The sequence below is a fragment of the Kitasatospora setae KM-6054 genome, assembly GCF_000269985.1.
GTDB classification, from domain to species: Bacteria; Actinomycetota; Actinomycetes; order Streptomycetales; family Streptomycetaceae; genus Kitasatospora; species Kitasatospora setae.
This window is the reverse complement of record NC_016109.1, coordinates 7,356,689-7,375,563: the sequence shown is the minus strand read 5'-3', so window position 1 is coordinate 7,375,563 and position 18,875 is coordinate 7,356,689. Positions and strand designations below refer to the sequence as shown.

The 18,875-nt window shown below is 75.6% G+C and carries 10 protein-coding genes; 6 read left to right on the top strand and 4 right to left on the bottom strand.

Annotation, left to right across the window (positions count from 1 at the left end):
* Window positions 1–48: 48 nt before the first annotated feature.
* Window positions 49–8,247, bottom strand: a complete 8,199-nt coding sequence (locus tag KSE_RS46020; RefSeq protein ID WP_014139609.1) for a type I polyketide synthase — start codon at window positions 8,245–8,247, stop codon at window positions 49–51.
* A gap of 484 nt (window positions 8,248–8,731) precedes the next feature.
* Here KSE_RS46020 and ccrA point away from each other — a divergent pair, with 484 nt between their 5' ends.
* The 3 genes from ccrA to KSE_RS32385 all read left to right on the top strand — a co-directional run bounded on the left by ccrA (window position 8,732) and on the right by KSE_RS32385 (window position 13,462).
* On the top strand, window positions 8,732–10,081 hold the full coding sequence (gene ccrA / locus KSE_RS32395; protein WP_033259305.1) for a crotonyl-CoA carboxylase/reductase: 1,350 nt from the start codon (window positions 8,732–8,734) through the stop codon (window positions 10,079–10,081).
* Window positions 10,082–10,364: 283 nt separating this feature from the next.
* Complete coding sequence (locus KSE_RS32390) at window positions 10,365–12,332, top strand: fatty acyl-AMP ligase (RefSeq protein WP_106437770.1); 1,968 nt, start codon at window positions 10,365–10,367, stop codon at window positions 12,330–12,332.
* On the top strand, window positions 12,329–13,462 hold the full coding sequence (locus KSE_RS32385; protein WP_081539720.1) for a beta-ketoacyl-ACP synthase III: 1,134 nt from the start codon (window positions 12,329–12,331) through the stop codon (window positions 13,460–13,462). Before KSE_RS32390 ends, KSE_RS32385 begins: the two co-directional genes overlap by 4 nt.
* Before the next feature lie 139 nt (window positions 13,463–13,601).
* Here the strand turns inward: KSE_RS32385 and KSE_RS40490 are convergent, their stop codons facing one another.
* The gene (locus tag KSE_RS40490) at window positions 13,602–15,017 is read right to left on the bottom strand and encodes a glycoside hydrolase family 16 protein (protein ID WP_014139605.1); all 1,416 of its coding nucleotides are present in this window, start codon (window positions 15,015–15,017) and stop codon (window positions 13,602–13,604) included.
* A 101-nt stretch (window positions 15,018–15,118) separates the two neighbouring features.
* The gene (locus KSE_RS32375) at window positions 15,119–15,649 is read right to left on the bottom strand and encodes a hypothetical protein (protein WP_014139604.1); all 531 of its coding nucleotides are present in this window, start codon (window positions 15,647–15,649) and stop codon (window positions 15,119–15,121) included.
* Window positions 15,650–15,872: 223 nt separating this feature from the next.
* Here KSE_RS32375 and KSE_RS43090 point away from each other — a divergent pair, with 223 nt between their 5' ends.
* Entirely contained in the window at window positions 15,873–16,046 is a 174-nt protein-coding gene (locus KSE_RS43090) for a hypothetical protein (RefSeq protein ID WP_014139603.1), read from the top strand.
* A 60-nt stretch (window positions 16,047–16,106) separates the two neighbouring features.
* Here the strand turns inward: KSE_RS43090 and KSE_RS32370 are convergent, their stop codons facing one another.
* Window positions 16,107–16,703, bottom strand: a complete 597-nt coding sequence (locus KSE_RS32370) for a TetR/AcrR family transcriptional regulator (protein WP_014139602.1) — start codon at window positions 16,701–16,703, stop codon at window positions 16,107–16,109.
* A gap of 190 nt (window positions 16,704–16,893) precedes the next feature.
* Between KSE_RS32370 and KSE_RS32365 the strand changes: the two genes are divergently transcribed.
* The gene (locus KSE_RS32365) at window positions 16,894–18,036 is read left to right on the top strand and encodes an acyl-CoA dehydrogenase family protein (protein WP_014139601.1); all 1,143 of its coding nucleotides are present in this window, start codon (window positions 16,894–16,896) and stop codon (window positions 18,034–18,036) included.
* Between the two features lie 77 nt (window positions 18,037–18,113).
* Window positions 18,114–18,875 (top strand): SDR family NAD(P)-dependent oxidoreductase, encoded by a 762-nt coding sequence (locus KSE_RS32360; RefSeq protein WP_014139600.1) that lies wholly within the window; start codon window positions 18,114–18,116, stop codon window positions 18,873–18,875.

Here is an 18,875-nt window from a genome sequence, read left to right as displayed (position 1 = left end):
TGCGCGGAGTACTCCGACCACTCGGAGTGCTCCGGGTGCCCGGACCGGTCAGGAGATGCCGAACTCGCGTCCGATGAAGGCGATCAGGTCGTCCTCGGGGGCGGCGGCCAGTTCGGCCGCCAGGTCGTACTCGGCGGCCTGCTCCGTGTCGGAGGTCGCTTCGGAGGCTCCGCCGGTGAGCGCGCCCAGGCGGCGCAGCAGGTGCGGGCGGTCGGGGTCGTCGGCGGGCAACTCGGCGAGCAGGGCTTCCAGTTCGCCGAGCCGGGCCAGCGCGCGGGCCCCGGGGCCACCCGTCTCCGGCTGCCCGTTCCCGGCGCTCGCCGTGTCCGCGGGGGCGGACAGCGGCAGCAGGGTGAGCAGTTCGTCGGCGAGGGCCTGCGCGGTCGGGTGGTCGTAGACCAGGGTGGTGGGGAGCCGCAGGCCGGTGAGCCGGCCGAGCCGGTTGCGCAGTTCGACGGCGGCGATCGAGTCGAACCCCTGGTCGCGCAGGCCGCGTTGCGGGTCGACGGCATCGGCGCCGGAGCGGCCGAGCACGGCGGCGGACTCGGTCCGGACGGCGCGCAGCAGGGTGCGGCGGCGCTCGGCCGGTTCCTGGGCGGCGAGTTCGGCGCGCAGGCCGCCGACCGGTTCGGCGGCGGCACCCGCGCCACCGCCGGCCCCGGTGGGGGCCGACTCCGCTGCCGGCGGCAGCAGTTCGGCGAGCAGGGGGTGCGGGCGGGCGGCGGCCAGCGCGGGCCAGTCCCCGTCGGCGATCAGCCGGTGGGCGACCCCCTCGGCCAGCGCCTCGTCCAGGGCGGCGAGCGCGGTGGCGGCATCGAGCAGGCGGTGCCCGTGCCGGAGCGCCAGGCGGGACGCGGTCGGGTCGGCGATGCCCTCGCCCGCCCACAGGCCCCAGGAGATCGCGGTGCCGGGCAGTCCGTCGGCCCGCCGCCGGGCGGCGAGGGCGTCCAGGATCGCGTTGCCCGGCGCGTAGTTGGCCTGGCCGGGGAGGGTCACGATGGAGGCGACCGAGGAGTACAGGACGAAGGCGTCCAGCGGGAGTTCGCGGGTCAGCTCGTCCAGGTGCCGGGCCGCCAGCGCCTTCGCGCCGAGGGCCCGTTCCAGCTGCTCGTCGGTGAGTTCGGTCAGGGTGGCGTCGTCGAGCACGGCGGCGGTGTGCACCACGGCGGTGAGCGGCAGGCTGTCGGGCAGGTCGGCGAGCAGGTCGGCGAGCGCGGACCGGTCGGTGACGTCGACGGCGGCGAAGGTGACCTTGCGGGCGCCGGCCACGGCCAGCTCGTCGGCGAGTTCGGCCGCCCCGGGGGCGTTGTGGCCGCGCCGGCTGACCAGCAGCAGGTGTTCGGCCCCGCGCCCGGCGAGGACCCGCGCGATGTGCCCGGCGAGCGCGCCCGTCCCGCCGGTGATCAGCACCGTACCGCGCGGTTCGGCCAGCGGAACCGGGCCGGACGCGACGCCATCGGACGCGACGCCATCCGCCCCGGCGCCATCGGACGCGACGCCATCGGACGCGGCGCTCGCGGATTCGGTGCTCGCGAATTCGACGGCGACCAGTCGGCGGGCGTACAACCCCTCGCGGCGGACCGCGAGTTCGGCCTCCGGCGCGGCCCCGAGCAGGGCGGCGGCGGCCAGTGCGGCGGGGCGGCCGCCGGGTTCGGCGGGGAGGTCCAGCAGGCCGCCCCAGCGCGGGCTCTCGGTGGCGGCGGCCGCGCCGAGGCCCCAGACGGCGGCGGCCTGCGGGTCGGTCGGCGGGTCGGCGGGGCCGGTGCCGACCGCGCCGCTGGTGGCCGCCCACACCGGGGCGTCCAGTCCGAGGGCCTCGGCGGCCTGCAGCAGGTGCAGGGTGTCGGCGAGGGCGGCGGGCACGGCCGGGCGGTCGGCGAGCGCGCCGGTGGCCAGCGACAGCAGCGACAGCACCCCGGCGAGCGGCCCGGCGGCCGGCCCGTCCGTGTTCCCGGCGCCCTGGGCGGTGGCCTGCCGGAGCAGGGCCTCCAGTCCCGCCCGGTCGGTGCCGGCCGGTACCTCCAGCGGCTGCGTCTCCCGTCCGGTCTGCCGCAGGGCCCGCTCCAGGACGTCCCGCCACAGGCCGATCCGTTCCGCCTCCCCGGCGGGCCGACCGTCGGGAGCGGGCAGCAGGATCAGCCAACGGCCGTCCCCCGCAGCGGTCTTGGGCTCGGGCAGCGGGCGCCAGGCGATCCGGTGGCGCAGCAGGTCGACGGCCCGGCGGCGTTCCCGTCCGGCCCGCCAGTCGGCGAGGGTGGGCAGCAGCGCGTCGAGGGCCGACGTGTCCTCCCCCTCGGGCAGGTTGAGCAGGGCGGCCAGTCGGCTCCGGTCGCGTTGCTCGACGGCGGCCCAGAAGCCGTCCTCCCCGGCGACCGTGCCCGCGCCCGTGGCCGCGCCGCGCTCGGCGGGGAGGTCGAACCAGTACCGCTCGCGCTGGAAGGCGTAGGTGGGCAGGGCGGCCGGACGGGCGGGCGGGCCGCCGAGGACGGTCGGCCAGTCCACCTCGGTGCCCCGGGTGTGGACGGTGGCGAGCGCGGTCAGCAGGGTCTCCGCCTCGGGGCGGCCGCGGCGCAGGGCGGCGGCCAGCGCGGGTTCGGCGCCCTGAGCGTCGCCCTCGCCCTCGCCCTCGGCGAGGATCGCGCGGGTGAGCGCGGTGAGGACGGCGTCGGGGCCGAGCTCCAGGTAGGCGGTGACGCCGTCCTCGGCCAGGCCGCGCACCGCGTCCAGGTAGCGGACCTCGCGCCAGACGTGGCCGACCCAGTGCTCGGGCGCCAACGGCCGCACCTCGTCGTAGAGTTCGCCGTCGACGGCGGAGCGGATCGGGATCCTCGGCGGATGGTGCGGCAGGCTCGCCGCGATCCGGCCGAACTCGTCGGTGATCGGGTCCATCAGCGGCGAGTGGAAGGCGTGGCTGGTGCGCAGCCGGGAGACCCGGTGGCCGAGCGCGCGGAACCGCTGCTCGACGGCGGCGACGGCCGCGCTCTCGCCGGAGACCACGGTCGCGGCCGGTCCGTTGACCGCCGCGACGGCCACCAGGCCCTCGACGGAGTCGAGTTCGGCCCGCACCTGGTCCTCGCCGGCCTCGACGGCGAGCATCGAGCCGCCCTCGGGCAGCGCGTCCATCAGGCGGGCCCGGGCGGCGACCAGGGTCGCGGCGTCGGCGAGGGTGAGGACGCCCGCCAGGTGGGCGGCGGTGAGTTCGCCGATCGAGTGGCCGGCCAGCCGGTCCGGGGCGACGCCCCAGTGCTCGACCAGCCGGTACAGCGCGACCCCGAGCGCGAACAGCGCGGGCTGGGCGTAGCCGGTCCGGTCGAGCAGGGCGGTGTCGGGGCCGTCCTCGGTCAGCAGCAGCGGCAGCAGCGGACGTTCGAGCAGCCCGTCGAAGGCGGCGGTCGCCTCGTCCAGCGCGGCCGCGAACACCGGGAACGCCTCGTACAACTCCCGTCCCGCGCCCGGACGCTGGCTCCCCTGCCCGGTGAACAGGACGGCCGTCGTGCCGCCGGCCGGTGCGGCGCCCACCGGTACGCCGGCGGTCGACCGGCCGGCCGCCAGCGCGGCCAGGCCGGTCCGCAGCGCCTCGGGGTCGGCGCCCAGCACCACCGCGCGGTGCTCGAACGAGGTCCGCACCGACGCCAATCCCCTTGCCACCTGGGCGGTTTCGTCGTCCCGGAGGGTTTCCAGCAGTCGGCCCGCCTGGGCGCGGAGCGCCTGCGGCGAGCGGCCGGAGACCAGCAGCGGCACCACCGGCAGCGTCAACTCGCCTTCCGGCGTGTCGGTCTCCTCCTCCGGTACCTGCTCCAGGATGAGGTGGGCGTTGGTTCCGCTGATCCCGAACGAGGAGACGCCCGCCCGGCGCGGCCGGCCGGTCTCCGGCCAGGCGCGCTGCTCGGTCAGCAGCGCGATGCCCCCGTCCCAGTCCACCAGCGGTGAAGGCGCCTCCGCGTGCAGCGACTTGGGCAGGACGCCGGCCCGCAGCGCGGCCACCGTCTTGATCACCGCGCCCACGCCGGCGGCGGCCTGCATGTGGCCCACGTTGGACTTCAGCGAGCCGACCCACAGCGGTTCGGCGCCCTCGGCGCGGCCGCGCCCGTACACGTCGAGCAGCGCCCCGGCCTCGACCGGGTCGCCGAGCACCGTTCCGGTGCCGTGCGCCTCCACGGCGTCGACCTCGGCCGCAGACAGGCCCGAGCGGCGCAACGCCTCGGTGATGACCCGCTGTTGGGCGAGGCCGTTGGGGGCGGTCAGGCCGTTGGAGGCGCCGTCGGAGTTGATGGCGCTGCCGCGGATCACGGCCAGCACGGGGTGGCCGTTGCGGCGGGCGTCGGAGAGCCGCTCCAGCACCAGGACGCCCGCGCCCTCCGCCCAGCCGGTGCCGTCCGCCCCGGCGGCGAACGAGCGGCAGCGGCCGTCGGCGGACAGGCCGCGCTGGCGGCTGAACTCGGTGAACATGCCGGGCGTCGACATCACGGTGACGCCGCCGGCCAGCGCGAGGGTGGCCTCGCCGGTGCGCAGGGCCTGGGCGGCCAGGTGGATCGCCACCAGCGAGGACGAGCAGGCGGTGTCGACCGTCACCGCCGGGCCCTCCAGGCCCAGCACGTAGGCGATCCGGCCGGACGCGACGCTGACGGCGCTGCCGGTCAGCAGGTGGCCCTCGTGTCCTGCGGCGGGCTCGTGCAGGCGCGGGCCGTAGTCGAGCTGGGTGAGCCCGGCGTACACGCCGGTCCGGCTGCCGCGCAGGTCGGCCGGGCGGATCCCGGCCCGCTCCAGCGACTCCCAGGCCACCTCCAGCAGCAGGCGCTGCTGCGGGTCCATCACGGTCGCCTCGCGCGGCGAGATGCCGAAGAAGTCGGCGTCGAACTCGCCCGCGCCGTACAGGAATCCGCCGCCGGTGGCGTACGCGTGTCCGGGCCGGCCCGGCTCCGGGTGGTACAGGCCGTCGGGCCAGCCGCGGTCGGCCGGGAACGGGCCGATCGCGTCGCCGCCGTCCAGCACCAGCTCCCACAGCGCCTCCGGCGTGTCCAGCCCGCCGGGGAAGCGGCCGGCCGCCGAGACGATCGCCACCGGCTCGTCGGGGGCGAACTCCGCTGCCGGCAGCGGGTCGTGGGAGGCGGGGCCGCCCGCGAGGTGCGCGGCCACGGCGCGCGGGGACGGGTGGTCGTAGGCGAGGGTGGCGGGCAGTTCGGTGCCGCCGCGCTCGCCGAGCCGCTCGGCGAACTCCACCGCGCCCAGCGAGTCCAGGCCCAGCTCGCGGAACGACCGCTCCGGGTCGAGGCGTTCGGCACTGCGGTGGCCGAGCACGGCGGCCAGGACGTCGAGCACCTGCGGCAGCCCGAGCTTCCGCGCGCCCGCCACCGGAGCAGACCGCTCGGGTCGGGCCGACTGGGCCGACTGGGTCGAATGGGTCGGCTGGGCCTGCCGGGCCTGCCGGTCCGACTGGGGCTCGCGCGGGTCCGACACGCCCTCCGGGCGATCGGCGAACCGGTCTTTCCCGTCGGCGAGTTCGCCGAACCAGTGCGGCTCGCGCTGGAACGGGTAGCCGGGCAGCGGCAGCCTGACCCGGCCGCCGTGCACCCGCTCCCAGGCCAACTCGACGCCGCTCACGTGCAGTTCGCCGACCGCCCGGAGGAAGCCGAGCGGCTCGGGCCGGTCGCCGCCGCGCAGCACCGGCACCACCGCCGGCTTCGCGCCGGCCCGGTCGGCCAGGTTCTGCTTGGCGAGCGAGGCCAGCACCTGGCCGGGGCCGAGTTCGGCCCAGGCGGTGGCACCGAGTTCGGCCAGTGTGCGGACGCCCTGCCGGAACCGGACGGGTCGGCGCAGGTGGGCGGCCCAGTAGTCGGCCGAGGCCAGTTCCTCGGCGGTGGCGACCGCGCCGGTGAGGTCGGAGACCACGGTGAGCCGGGGGGCGCGGTAGCGCAGTCCGGCGGCGATCCGCCGGAACTCGTCGACGGCGCTGTCCATGTGCGCGGAGTGGAAGGCGTGGCTGACGGTCAACGTCCGGGTGCGGCAGCCGAGTTCGGTGAACCGGGCGGCCAGTTCGGCGACCGGTCCGGCGTCGCCGGAGAGCACCACCGCGTCGGGGCCGTTGTCGGCGGCCAGCGCGACCCGGTCGCCGTACTCGGCGAGCAGCGGGGCGACCTCGTCGGCGGTGGCCTGGACGGCGACCATCAGGCCGCCGGTCCGGGCGGTCTGCATGAGCCGGCCGCGGGCGGCGACCAGGCGGGCGGCGTCGGGCAGGGTGAGGACGTCGGCGGCGTGCGCGGCGGCGAGCGCGCCGACGGAGTGGCCGAGGACGAACTCGGCTTCCGCGCCGTGCTGTCGCAGCGTCCGGTGCAGGGCGGTGGACCAGGCGAACAGCGCGGGCTGGGTGTACTCGGTGCGGTCGAGCAGGGTGGCTTCGGGGCTGCCCGGGGCGGCGAACAGCAGGTCGCGCAGCGGCCGGTCGAGGTGCGGGTCCAGTGCGGCGAGGGTGTCGTCCAGCGCGGCGGCGAACTCCGGCAGCGCGGCGTACAGTTCGCGCCCGGCGCCGGCCCGCTGGCTGCCCTGGCCGGAGAACAGCAGGGCGAGCCGTCCGGGCTCCGCCGCGCGGCCGGTCACGGTGTCGGCACCGGGCGCTCCGTCCGCCAGCTTGCGCAGTTCGGCGACCAGGTCGTCCCGCCGGTCCGTTCCCGTGACGGGCAGCGCGGCCCGGTGGCGGAAGTGGGTGCGGGTGGTGGCGAGGGCGGCCGCGACGGCCGGTCCGGTGAGGCCGGGGTGGGCGTCGAGGTGGTCGGCGAGCCGCCCGGCCTGGTCGCGCAGCGCCTCGGGGGTGCGGGCCGAGAGGGTGAGCACGGTGTGCGCGGCCGCCGTTCCCCCGGTCTCGCCCGTGGCCGGGGCCGTTCCCGCGGTCTCGCCCGCTGCCGGGGTCGTTCCCCCGGCTTCCGCCTCCGCCGGGAACGGCACCTCGTCGGCTCCGGCCAGCAGGACGTGGCAGTTGGCGCCGCCCATGCCGAAGGAGCTGACGGAGGCCAGCAGTTCGCGGTCGGGGGCGGGCCAGGGGCGCAGGGTGTCCGGGACGCGCAGGCCGAGGCGGGCGAAGTCGATGGCGGGGTTGGGCTGTTCGTGGTGCGGGGTGGCCGGGATCTGCCGGTGGGCGAGGGCGAGGACGGCCTTCAGGAAGCCGACGATGCCGGCCGCGCCTTCCAGGTGGCCGGTGTTGGCCTTGGCCGAGCCGACCAGCAGCGGCGCGTCGGCGGGCCGGTGGCCGTGCACGGCGCCGAGGGCGGCGGCCTCGACCGGGTCGCCGACGGGGGTGCCGGTGCCGTGCAGTTCGGCGTACTGGACCTGCTCGGGGCGGCGCCCGGCGCGCTCCAGCGTCCGCTCCAGCAGCGCCCGTTGGGCGTCGGCGTCGGGGACGGTGAGGCCGGCGGCGGCGCCGCCGTGGTTGGCCTCGCTGGCGAGGATCACGGCGAGCACCCGGTCGCCGTCGGCGCGGGCCCGGTCGAGCCGCTTGAGCACCACCAGTCCGGCGCCCTCGCCACGGGCGTAGCCGTTGGCGCGGGCGTCCAGCGGGCGGATCCGGCCGTCGGGCGAGAGGCCGCCGAACTGCCGTGCCTCGTCGGTGCTGCGGCTGCTGAGGATCAGGTTGACGCCGCCGGCCAGGGCGAGTTCGCAGTCGCCGTCGCGGACGGCGCGGTGGGCCAGGTGCAGGGCGGTCAGCGCGGAGGACTGGGCGGTGTCGAGGGTGAGGCTGGGGCCGTGCAGGCCGAGGGTGTAGGAGATCCGGTTGGCGAGCAGGCCGTGGTTGAGCCCGGTGAGGGTGTGCCGACCGAGCGGCGGCGCCTCGGCGGCGTGCCGCAGCAGCCGGTAGTCGTGGGCCATCGCGCCGACGTACACGCCGGTGCGGGTGCCGTGCAGGGCGGCGGGGACGATCCCGGCGTGCTCCAGGGCCTCCCAGCCGAGTTCGAGCAGCAGCCGCTGCTGCGGGTCGGCCTCGGCGGCCTCGCGCGGCGAGAGGCCGAAGAACTCGGCGTCGAGGCCGTCGACCCGCTCCAGGTAGCCGGCCGGGGGCAGCTCCGGGTCCAGTCCGCGGTGCGCGGGCGGCTGCCCGATCGCGGTGCGGCCCTCGGCCAGCAGCGCCCAGAACGCCTCGGGGTCGGGCGCTCCGGGCAGCCGGCAGGCCAGTCCGACCACGGCGACCGCGCCGGCCGGCACCTCGGCCGCCGGGTCGTGGGGGTGCGCGTCGGCGGCGGACTGTCCCTGGCTCGTCATGGTGGCGGTGACACCCTTTCGAAAGCGGCGCGGAAGCGACCCCGAAGCGGTCGCGGAAGCGGCTGCGGAAGCGGCTGCGAAGGCAGTTGCGGATGGGACTGCCGGGGCGGTTGCCGAGCAGTCGGACAGCGGTGGGCCGGCGCCCCGGAGGGCGACGGAACGGCAATTCGCCGCCCCTCCGCGCCGGTTCACCGACACCTGACGTGAATTCCGCTTCCGAGTCGTCCGGGGCGGTGCACGTCCTGTGAAGTATCCGCAGCTCGGACAATTCCGGTCCACCCCTATTTCCGCACCCCGGCGAACCCCGGAACCCGCCCCCAGTCCGCTGTCATGACCCCGATTCCACCGCTCCCACCTGCGGCTTTGCCGCACATCGCACCCCCTGGAGCGTTAGGGGTTCTCAGCCGCCAGGGCGCTCACGTAGCGTCGATGACGGCCTTTCCGACCTGCCTGATTGCCGCCCCCGGCGGCGGAGGGAATGCAGATGGACGAGTTGACCGAGGCAGTACTGCGAGACGCTCCGCCCGAGGAGTTGTCGCGTCTTCCATTGCCGAAAGATTACACCGCAGCACATTTGCTTCGGCAAGATGTCGAAATGTTTCACGGTGTTGCGGACAAGGACGTCCGCCGCTCCCTCCACGTGGGCCGGGTGCCGTTGCCCGAACTCGCCCCGGACGAGGTCCTGGTGGCCGTGATGGCCAGTTCGGTGAACTACAACACCGTGTGGTCGGCGACCTTCGAGCCGGTGTCGACGTTCGACGCGCTGCGCCGGTACGCCCGCTCCGGCGGCTGGCAGGCCCGGCACGACCAGCCGCACCAGGTGATCGGTTCGGACGCGGCGGGCGTGATCGTGCGCACCGGCGCGGGAGTGCGGCGCTGGCAGGTCGGCGACCACGTCGCGGTGAGCACCGCGGTGGTGGACGACCAGGACCCGGTGACCCACACGGACGGCATGCTGGGCGCCGACCAGAAAGCCTGGGGGTACGAGACGAACTTCGGCGGCCTGGCCCACTACACGGTGGTGCGGGCCAGCCAACTGATCGCCAAGCCGCCGCACTTGACCTGGGAGGAGACCGCCAGCATCCCGCTCTGCGGCGGCACCGCCTACCGGATGCTGGTCAGCGAGAAGGGCGCCAGGATCAAGCAGGGCGACATCGTGCTGATCTGGGGCGCCAGCGGCGGACTGGGCGCGTTCGCCGTGCAGTTGGTGAAGAACGGCGGCGGCATCCCGGTCGGGGTGGTCAACTCCGAGCGGAAGGCCGAGCTGGTCCGCCGGCTGGGCTGCGACGTGGTGATCAACCGGGAGGAGATCGGCATCGGCAAGGCGCCCGAATCCCCCCAGGAGACGGTGGAGTTGGCCAAGCGCCTGGGCCGGGCGATCCGCTCGCAGGTCGGCGAGGACCCGCACATCGTGTTCGACCACGTCGGGAAGGCCACCTTCGGCATCTCGGTGATCGTGGCCCGGCGCGGCGGCACCGTGGTGACCTGCGGTTCCAGCACCGGCTACCAACACACCTTCGACAACCGGTACTTCTGGATGAACCTGAAGCGGATCGTCGGCAGCCACGGCATGAACCTGGGCGAGGCCGCCGAGATGATGCGGCTGTACAAGCTGGGGCTGCTCGCCCCGGTGGTGTCCCGGACGTACCCGCTGGCGGAGGTCGGCGAGGCCGCCCGGCTCGTCCAGAACAACCAGCACACCGGCAAGATCGGCGTGCTCTGCCTGGCCGACCAGCCCGGGCTCGGCGTCACCGACCCGGCCACCCGGGCCCGGCTCGGCGAGGACTGGCTGCGCCCGCTGGCCGAGGACCGCGTCCCCGCCCTGGCCGGCTGACCAGGCGCCCGACGCGCCCGACCCACCCGCCCCCTCCGACGCGCCCGCCACGCCGCCGCGCCCGCCGCACCCGGCCCACCGGCCGCCGGACGGTGACCCGGCGGGCGCGTCGCGACGACCGCGCTCCCCCAGCCCCACGGCCCGGCCCAGCCCGACCCCATGGCCGGTCCGGCCCCACGGCCCGGCCCAGCTCCCCGGCCCGACCCGTCTCCCGGCGCACCTGACCGCGGCCCGACCCAGGCCGTCGGACCCGCCCGGCCCACAGCGAACGAGGATGCCTGCCATGACCGATCGCGTTCCCGGCACCGCGCCGCACGCACTGCCGAACGCCCTGCCGGACGGCCCATTCGACGCGACGCCCGACACGGCGCCCGACACGACGCCCGCCGCAGCGTCCGACGGAACGCCCGCCACGACATCCGCCACGACATCCGCGACGACACCCGCCGCGACACCCGCCGCAGCGTCCGACGGACGGCCCGGCGCGCTGCCGAGCCTGCCGGACGTGCTGGCCCGGCGCGCCGTCGAGCAGCCCGACGAGCTGGCGTACGCCTTCCTGCACAACGGCGAGGAGGTCGCCGAGACCCTGACCTACCGCCAACTGGACGCCAGGGCGCGGGCGGTGGCGGCACGGCTGACGGCCCTGCGGCTGGCCGGGCGCAGCGTGCTGCTGCTGCACCCGTCCGGGCTGGGGTTCGTCTCGGACCTGCTGGGCTGCATGTACGCGGGAGTTGCCGCGGCCCCGGTGCAAGTACCGTCCCGGGCTCGCGGGTTGGCGCGACTGCGGGCGATCGCGGACGACGCCGGCACCACCGTGGTGCTGACCACCCCGGAGGTGCGGCGGGACCTGCTGGAGCGGTTCGGCGCGCTGCCCGAGCTGGCGGGGCTGACCCTGCACGACCCCGAGACGCTGGCGGCCGAGGCCGAGCTCACCGACCCGGCGGCGGTGGCGGGTTGGCGGCCGCGGCCGATCGGGTCCGAGGAGCTGGCGCTGCTGCAGTACACCTCCGGGTCGACGGGGACGCCGAAGGGCGTGCGGGTCACGCACGCCAACTTCGGTGCCAACGTGGACGAGACGGACCGGCTGTGGCCGTGCCGGGGCGACGCCCGGGTGGTGAACTGGCTGCCGCTCTTCCACGACATGGGGATGCTGTTCGGCGTCGTGCTGCCGCTGTGGGCGGGCATCCCGTCGTACCTGATGGCGCCGGACGCGTTCATCCGGCGGCCGGCCCGCTGGCTGGAGGCGGTCTCCCGGTTCGGCGGGACGCACGCGGCGGCGCCCAGCTTCGCGTACGAGCTGTGCGTGCGGGCGGTCGGCGAGGAGGGGCTGCCGTCCGGGCTCGACCTGTCGTCCTGGCGGGTGGCGGCGAACGGCGCGGAGCCGGTGCGCTGGCAGACGGTGCGGGCGTTCACCGAGGCGCTGGCCCCGGCGGGGTTCCGGCCGGAGGCGATGTGCCCGGGGTACGGGCTGGCGGAGAACACCCTGAAGGCGACCGGCAGTCCGGAGGACCGGGTGCCGACGGTGCTCTGGCTGTCCGCGGAGGAGCTGCGGGCGGGCCGGGCGGTGCGGGTGCCGCGCTCCGACGCCCCCGGGGTGCTGCCGGCGGTGGGCTGCGGCGCGGTGGTCGGCGACAGCCTGGTGCGGATCGTCGACCCGGTGGAGCGCACCACCCGGCCGGAGGGGCGGGTCGGCGAGATCTGGGTGAGCGGCCCGTGCGTCGCGTCCGGCTACCACGGCCGCCCGGAGGAGTCCGAGGAGACCTTCCGGGCCCGCCGCAGCGACCGTACCGAGCAGCGGAGCTGGCTGCGCACGGGTGACCTGGGCTTCCTGGCCGACGGCGAGCTGTTCGTCACCGGCCGGATCAAGGACGTGGTGATCCGGCAGGGCCGCAACTTCTACCCGCAGGACATCGAACTCTCCGCGGAGAGCGCCGACCCGGGCCTGCACCCGAACTGCGCGGCGGCGTTCTCCGCCGACGACGGCACCAGCGAACGCCTGGTCCTGGTGGTCGAGGCGGACGGGCGGACCCTGCGCGGCGGCGGCGAGCTGCTGCGCGAGCGGATCCGCCGGGCCGTGCACGAGAACCAGCGGCTGGAGGCGGACGAGATCCTGCTGGTCCGCCGGGGCTCGCTGCCGAAGACCTCCAGCGGCAAGGTGCAGCGCCGGGAGACCCTGCGGCGCTACCTGGACGGCGAGTTCGGCTCGGCCCAGGCGGTCGCGCCGCGCGAACGGGTGGAGGCGGGACGATGAGCACGGCCGCCGACGTGACGACGACAACGGAACCGGTGGGGGCCCCCGGTACGGCGAACGACCTCGCGAACGACCTGGCGGACGACCCCGCGGACGGCCCGGCGGACGATCCCGGCACGCTGCGGGCTCCCGGCGTGCTGCGCGCGGCCGCGCCGGTCGCGGGGGCGCGGATCCTGGGGGTGGGCGGCTACCGGCCCACCCGGGTGGTCGGGAACGAGGAGGTGGCGGGGCCGATCGACTCCAGCGACGAGTGGATCCGGCGCCGCTCGGGCATCGCCGCCCGCCGTTTCGCCGGCCCGGACGAGTCCCTGGTGACGATGGCCGCGGCGGCGGCCGTGAAGGCACTCGCCCACGCGGGGGTGGCCCCGGAGAACGTGGACACCCTCCTGCTGGCCACCATGTCGCACCTGGAGCAGTCCCCGCCCGCCGCACCCCGGGTCGCCCACCTGGTGGGCGCGACGCACGCGGGCGCGGTCGACCTGGGCGCGGCCTGCGCGGGGTTCTGCCACGCACTGGCCCTGGCCGACGGCCTGGTCCGCTCGGGGCACAGCCGGTACGTGGTGGTGGTCGGCGCGGAGCGGATGAGCGACCTGATCGACCCGGCCGACCGGGGCACCGCCTTCCTGTTCGGCGACGGCGCGGGCGCGGTGGTCGTCGGCCCGGCCGCCCGGCCGGGCATCGGCCCGGTGGTGTGGGGCGCGGACGGCTCCCGCCCGGGGGCGATCGCCCACGCCCACGGCTGGCGCGACCTGCGCTCGGCCGACCCGCCCCCGTGGCCGACGCTGCGGATGGAGGGCCCGGCGGTGTTCCGCTGGGCGGTGGAGACCGTCCCCCGGGTCGGCCGGGAGGCACTGGCCGCGGCCGGGGTGGCCCCGGAGGACCTGGCGGCGTTCGTCCCGCACCAGGCGAACCTGCGCATCGTCGACGCTGCGGCGGACGCGCTCAAGCTCCCGGCCTCCGTCGCGGTCGCCCGGGACGTGGTCGACACCGGCAACACCTCCGCCGCCTCGGTCCCGCTCGCGCTGGAACGCCTGCTCAGCGAGGGCGCGGCCGGCCCCGGCGGGCTGGCCCTGCTGGTGGGCTTCGGCGCGGGCCTGAGCTTCGCCGGGCAGGTGGTGGAACTGCCCTGACCCGCCGGCGCTCCGGCCCCGTGACACGCCGGCGGGGCGGCACCGAAGGGCCAGAGCCCGGGTGCCGCCCCGCCGGGAGCTGCGTGCCTGCGTGCCTGCGCGCTTACGTGCTTGCGCGCTTACGTGCTTACGTGCGCGATCAGGCCTGGGGCCGCCACACCCGCAGGTAGTCCGCGGCCGCGGTGATCGCGTCGTCGTTGACCGGCGACGGGTGCCAGTAGCCCGCGCAGACGGACAGGTTGAGGATCAGGTAGGCGCTCCAGTTCGGGCCGGTGCCGGTGTGGTCGGAGAAGACCAGCTTGTGGTTGATGTACCAGTCGTTGTTGTAGGCCCCGTAGTGGACGCCGATGCTGACCCAGGCGCCGGGGTAGATCGCGTCCGCGTCGGTGTAGTAGGTGCCGGCGCTGTTGATGCGGTTGGAGAGTTCCAGCAGGTTCGGGTTGTCGGGGTGGTACTCGAAGGAGTCGATCTCGTTGCCGCCGTCCTTCCAGGTCCACAGCGCGGGCCAGGCGCCGTAGCCGCTGGGCAGCTGGAGCCGGACCTCCGCGTAGTCGCCGGGGCGGACCTGGAAGCCCTGCTGGGTGTACTCGGTGGTGAGCAGGCCGGTGTCCCAGGACTGCTTGCCGTTCTCCAGCCGGTTGGCCCCGGGCGTGGCGGTGAAGGTGTTGGCGCCGTTCGCGGTGCTCAGCGCGCCGGGCTGGAGCCAGTCCAGCTTGTCGTCGTCCGGGTTGTGGTTGCCGTACCGGTACGCGCTGGTGCGGTCGTCCTCCCACGTGGTGCCCAGCAGCGGCGGGTTGCTGAAGTTCTCGTCGAAGACCAGCTGCCCGGCGGGGATCGGCGGGATCGGCGGGGTGACGGCCTTGGTGACGGTCAGGGTCTTGCTGGGCAGGTTGTGGTACTCGCTGCCGATCCGGTACCAGCCGAACTCGGTGTAGCTGCCCTCGGGGAAGCTCCGGGCGCCGGTGGTCAGCACGTAACCCTGCGGGCAGAGTTGGACGTTGGACGCGGTGCCGGGGAAGTCCAGGTTCTGCTGGTCGGCGTCCCGGACGCCGATGCCGACCTCGTCGACGGCCAGGCAGGAGGTGGCGCTGAGCGCGAGGGTGCCGGTCACCTCGGTCTCGGCGACGGCCTTGGTCGGCACCAGGGCGAGCTGGCGGACGGTGGGCGCGGCGACGGTCAGGGTCTTGCTCGGCAGGTTGTAGTACGTCGAGCCGATCCGGTAGAAGCCGAACTCGGTGTACGTCCCGGCCGGGAAGCTGCGGGTGGCGGTGGTCAGGGTGTAGCCGCCGGGGCAGATCCGGGTGCGCCCGGCCGAGCCGGGGAAGTCCAGGTTCTGCTGGTTGGCGTCCCGGACGCCGACGCCGAGTTCGTCGACGGTGACGCAGGTCGTCAGCGAGCCGACCGAGAGCGTCGCCGCGACGGGCGTGTCCGGCAGGGCGCTGGTCGGGGTGAGGCTGCGCTGCTGGATCTGCGGCGCGGCGGCGGCCGGCACCGCCGGCAGCAGTGGTGCGACGAGCAGCAGCGACAGCAGCGCTAGGCGGCGGGGCAGGGACACGGAGCTCCGATCGGCCGGCGAGGAGGGGGCGGGGGAATCGGCAGGGGCGTCGATCGGACGGCGCAACTGCCCGGTCTGCGAAGGTGGTTGCCGCTCATCGGCTACTGGACGTCGATGGTGTAGGCCCGGGTCGGGGCGCTCCGGGTGGGGTGGTCCGGGTCCTGTAGCGAGACCGTGCCGGCGAGCCGCTGCCCGGGGCGCACGTCGTCGGCGACCCGCAGCGGGACGAGTACCGTCGCCGTGCGGCGCAGCCCCAGGCCCTTGCGGAACCGGCAGGTCAATTCACGTCCGCGGTCGTCCAGTCGGCAGTCGTCCGGGAAGATCCGCCCTTCCACCGTGACGCCCTTGGGCAGTCGCACGGTGGCGGTGAAGCGGTCGGTGACCGGGTTCGGGCCGAGGTTGGCGAGCAGGGCCCGCACCACGGTGAGGCCGCGGACCTTGGTGCGGTCCACCGAGACGCTCACCACTTGCAGGCCGTCCTCGCTGTTCGGGGCGCGCTGCTCGTCCGCGCTGACCGCCGGGCGCACGCCCGCCGGTGCCTCGCCGGACGCCACCGCCGCCGTTCCGGTCCCGGCCACGCACAACGCTGCCGCGATGCCGATGCGCCACCAACCGCGCCGACCGATACTCACCGTTCAGCCACCTCCCGCCGCCGTCGTCGTCAACTCCCGGCAGGATCGACCGCCCTGGCGGGTGACCGCGCCCCGGCGCACCGCCGCGACCGACCAAGAACCCGTGCGGCCGACATAGGTCGGACTAGGCGTAGGTCGGACTATCGGAAAGGCGGATCCGTCGGTCGAACGACCGGACGGCTCCCCTGTCGAACCGGCACCCCGGCGCGGCACACTGGACGCCATGGAACCCACCGAACCCGCGGGCGGCGAGCCGGCCTGCTTCCTGCACCTGCTCTGCGCGGAGTGCGGCAAGGTCCGCGAGAACGGCCGCTGCCCCCTCTGCGGCAGCACCGCAAGCACCGGCACCGACGCCGAGCGGGGCGAACCGGAGGCCGCCCCCACTTCGGAGCACTGACGCGGAGGCCCCCCGAGGACCGAACGACCGACGCCGCCGCACGGGCCGCGCCTCGGCACCTCAGCGCAGCAGGCCGTGCAGCAGCAGCTCCGCCAGGTGCCCGTACGCCTCGGCGTCGGCGAGGCCGGTGGCCTCGGCGACCTGGCGCTGCTGGATGCGCACCATCACCGAGCTGATCACGTCCGCCGCGAAGGCCACGTGGGTCTCGCGGAAGGCGCCCGCCGCCACCCCGTCGTCGATCAGCAGCTGGATCTGGCGGGCGGCGGCCCGGGTGTTGCGGCCGTAGACCTCGGCGGCGGGTTCGAACGCCGCCAGGTCGTCGAAGAACCGGGGCGAGCCGGGGGCGAGTTCGGCGGAGACGGCGCGCAGGTAGGCCGCCAGCCGGGCGGCCGGGTCGGTCTCGGCGGCCAGCGCCGCGCCGACCCGGGCGGTCGCCTCGCGGAAGAAGTGCACCACGGCCGCGCGGACCAGCTGTTCCTTGGAGCCGGCCAGCCCGTACAGCGTGCGCTTGGAGCAGTGCAGCCGGGCGGCCAGGTCGTCCAGGGTGAAGTGGGCGAAGCCCTCCGCCACGAACAGCGCCACCAGTTCCTCGAAGAGCGCGCTGCGACGGGCGGCGCCCCGTCCGGTGGGCCGGTTCTCGGCTGCGCTGTCGATCACCCGGCCAGTATGACAGTCGCCCCCGCCGCGTCCGCCCCGCGTCCGCGCCTGCGCCGCGCTGCCCCGGCCGCCCCCGGTGGCGAACGTCCGCCACCGAAAGGTTGTCCGAGGACGACCGCCCTGCGCTACGCTCAACGGTACTGACGTACCGCTTTGCGTACCGCTTTGCGTACCGCTTTGGAGCCGGAACATGGCCGTGGATCGCTTGCTGCCCACCGAGGAAGCCGCCGACCTGATCGCGTTGACCCGCGATCTCGCCGACCGGGAGCTCGCGACCAGGGTCGCCTCCCACGAGAAGGAGGAGCGCTACCCGGACGGGCTGTTCGCGCTGCTCGGGCAGGCGGGGCTGCTGGGCCTGCCGTACCCGGAGGAGTTCGGCGGCGGCGGGCAGCCGTACGAGGTGTACCTGCAGGTGCTGGAGGAGCTGGCGTCCCGCTGGGCGGCCGTCGCGGTGGCCACCAGCGTGCACACGCTGGCCTGCCACCCGCTGACCGCGTACGGGACGCCGGAGCAGCGGGAGCGCTGGCTGCCCCGGATGCTGGCGGGGGAGCTGGTCGGCGGCTACAGCCTGTCCGAGCCGCAGGCGGGGTCGGACGCGGCGGCGCTGAACTGCAAGGCCGAGCCGGTCGACGGGGGCTACCGGATCACCGGCACCAAGGCGTGGATCACGCACGGCGGCAAGGCCGACTTCTACGCGCTGTTCGCCCGGACGGCGCCCGGCCCGCACGGCGTGTCGTGCTTCCTGGCGCCGGGGCGGGTCGAGGGCCTGACCTTCGGACCACCGGAGGAGAAGATGGGGCTGAACGCGGTGCCGACCACCGCCGCGTACTGGGACGGCGCGCTGCTGGAGCGCGACCGGCTGATCGGCGCGGAGGGCCAGGGCCTGCCGATCGCGTTCTCCGCGCTCGACTCGGGCCGGCTCGGCATCGCGGCCTGCGCCACCGGCCTGGCCCAGGCCGCGCTCGACCACGCCGTCGCGTACGCCAACGAGCGCACCACCTTCGGCCGCCGGATCGTCGACCACCAGGGCCTGGGCTTCCTGCTCGCCGACATGGCCGCCGCCGTCGACTCGTCCCGCGCCACCTACCTGGACGCGGCGCGCCGCCGCGACCTGGGCCGCCCGTTCAGCCGGCAGGCCAGCGTGGCGAAGCTGGTCGCCACCGACGCCGCGATGAAGGTCACCACGGACGCGGTGCAGGTGCTCGGCGGCTACGGCTACACCCGGGACTTCCCGGTCGAGCGGTACATGCGCGAGGCAAAAATTATGCAGATCTTCGAGGGCACCAACCAGATCCAACGCCTGGTGATCAGCCGTCAGTTCGCCACCCGCTGACGCCGACTCGCCTCCCGCCCAGCCGGGTTCACCACCCAGCGACGCCAACTCACCCTCTCGGAAAGGACGTTCCCCCCATGCAGCTGTCCGGCACCGCCGCCCTGGTCACCGGCGCCGCCTCCGGCCTCGGCGCGGCCACCGCCGCCCACCTGGCCTCGCTCGGCGCCACCGTCTACGGCCTCGACCTGCCCAAGGCCGTGGAGTCCGCCCCCGCGCGGCCCGACGGCGTCACCCTGCTCGGGGCGGACGTCACCGAGGAGCAGCCGGTCCGCGACGCGCTGGCCCGGATCGCCGCCGACGGCCGCCCGCTGCGGCTGGCGGTCAGCTGCGCGGGCATCGCCCCGTCCGCCCGGGTGGTCGGCCGGCGCGGCGCGCACGACCTGGAGCTGTTCCGCGGCGTGCTGAACGTCAACCTGGTCGGCACCTTCAACGTGATGCGGCTGGCCGCCGAAGCGATGTCCGCGCAGGAGCCGGACGAGGCCGGGCAGCGCGGGCTGGTCGTCAACACCGCGTCCATCGCGGCCTTCGAGGGCCAGGTCGGGCAGATCGCGTACGCGGCGTCCAAGGCGGGCGTGGCGGGCATGACCATCACGGCGGCGCGCGACCTGGCGCAGTACGGCATCCGGGTCGTCACCATCGCCCCGGGCATCGTCGACACCCCGATGATGGCGGGCTTCTCCGAGGAGGTCCGCTCCGGCCTCGCCGCGACCGTCACCTTCCCGCAGCGGCTGGCCCGCCCGGAGGAGTACGCCAAGCTGGTCGCCCTGATCGCCGACCACGACTACCTGAACGGCGAGACCATCCGGATGGACGGCGCGCTGCGGATGGCCGCCCGCTGA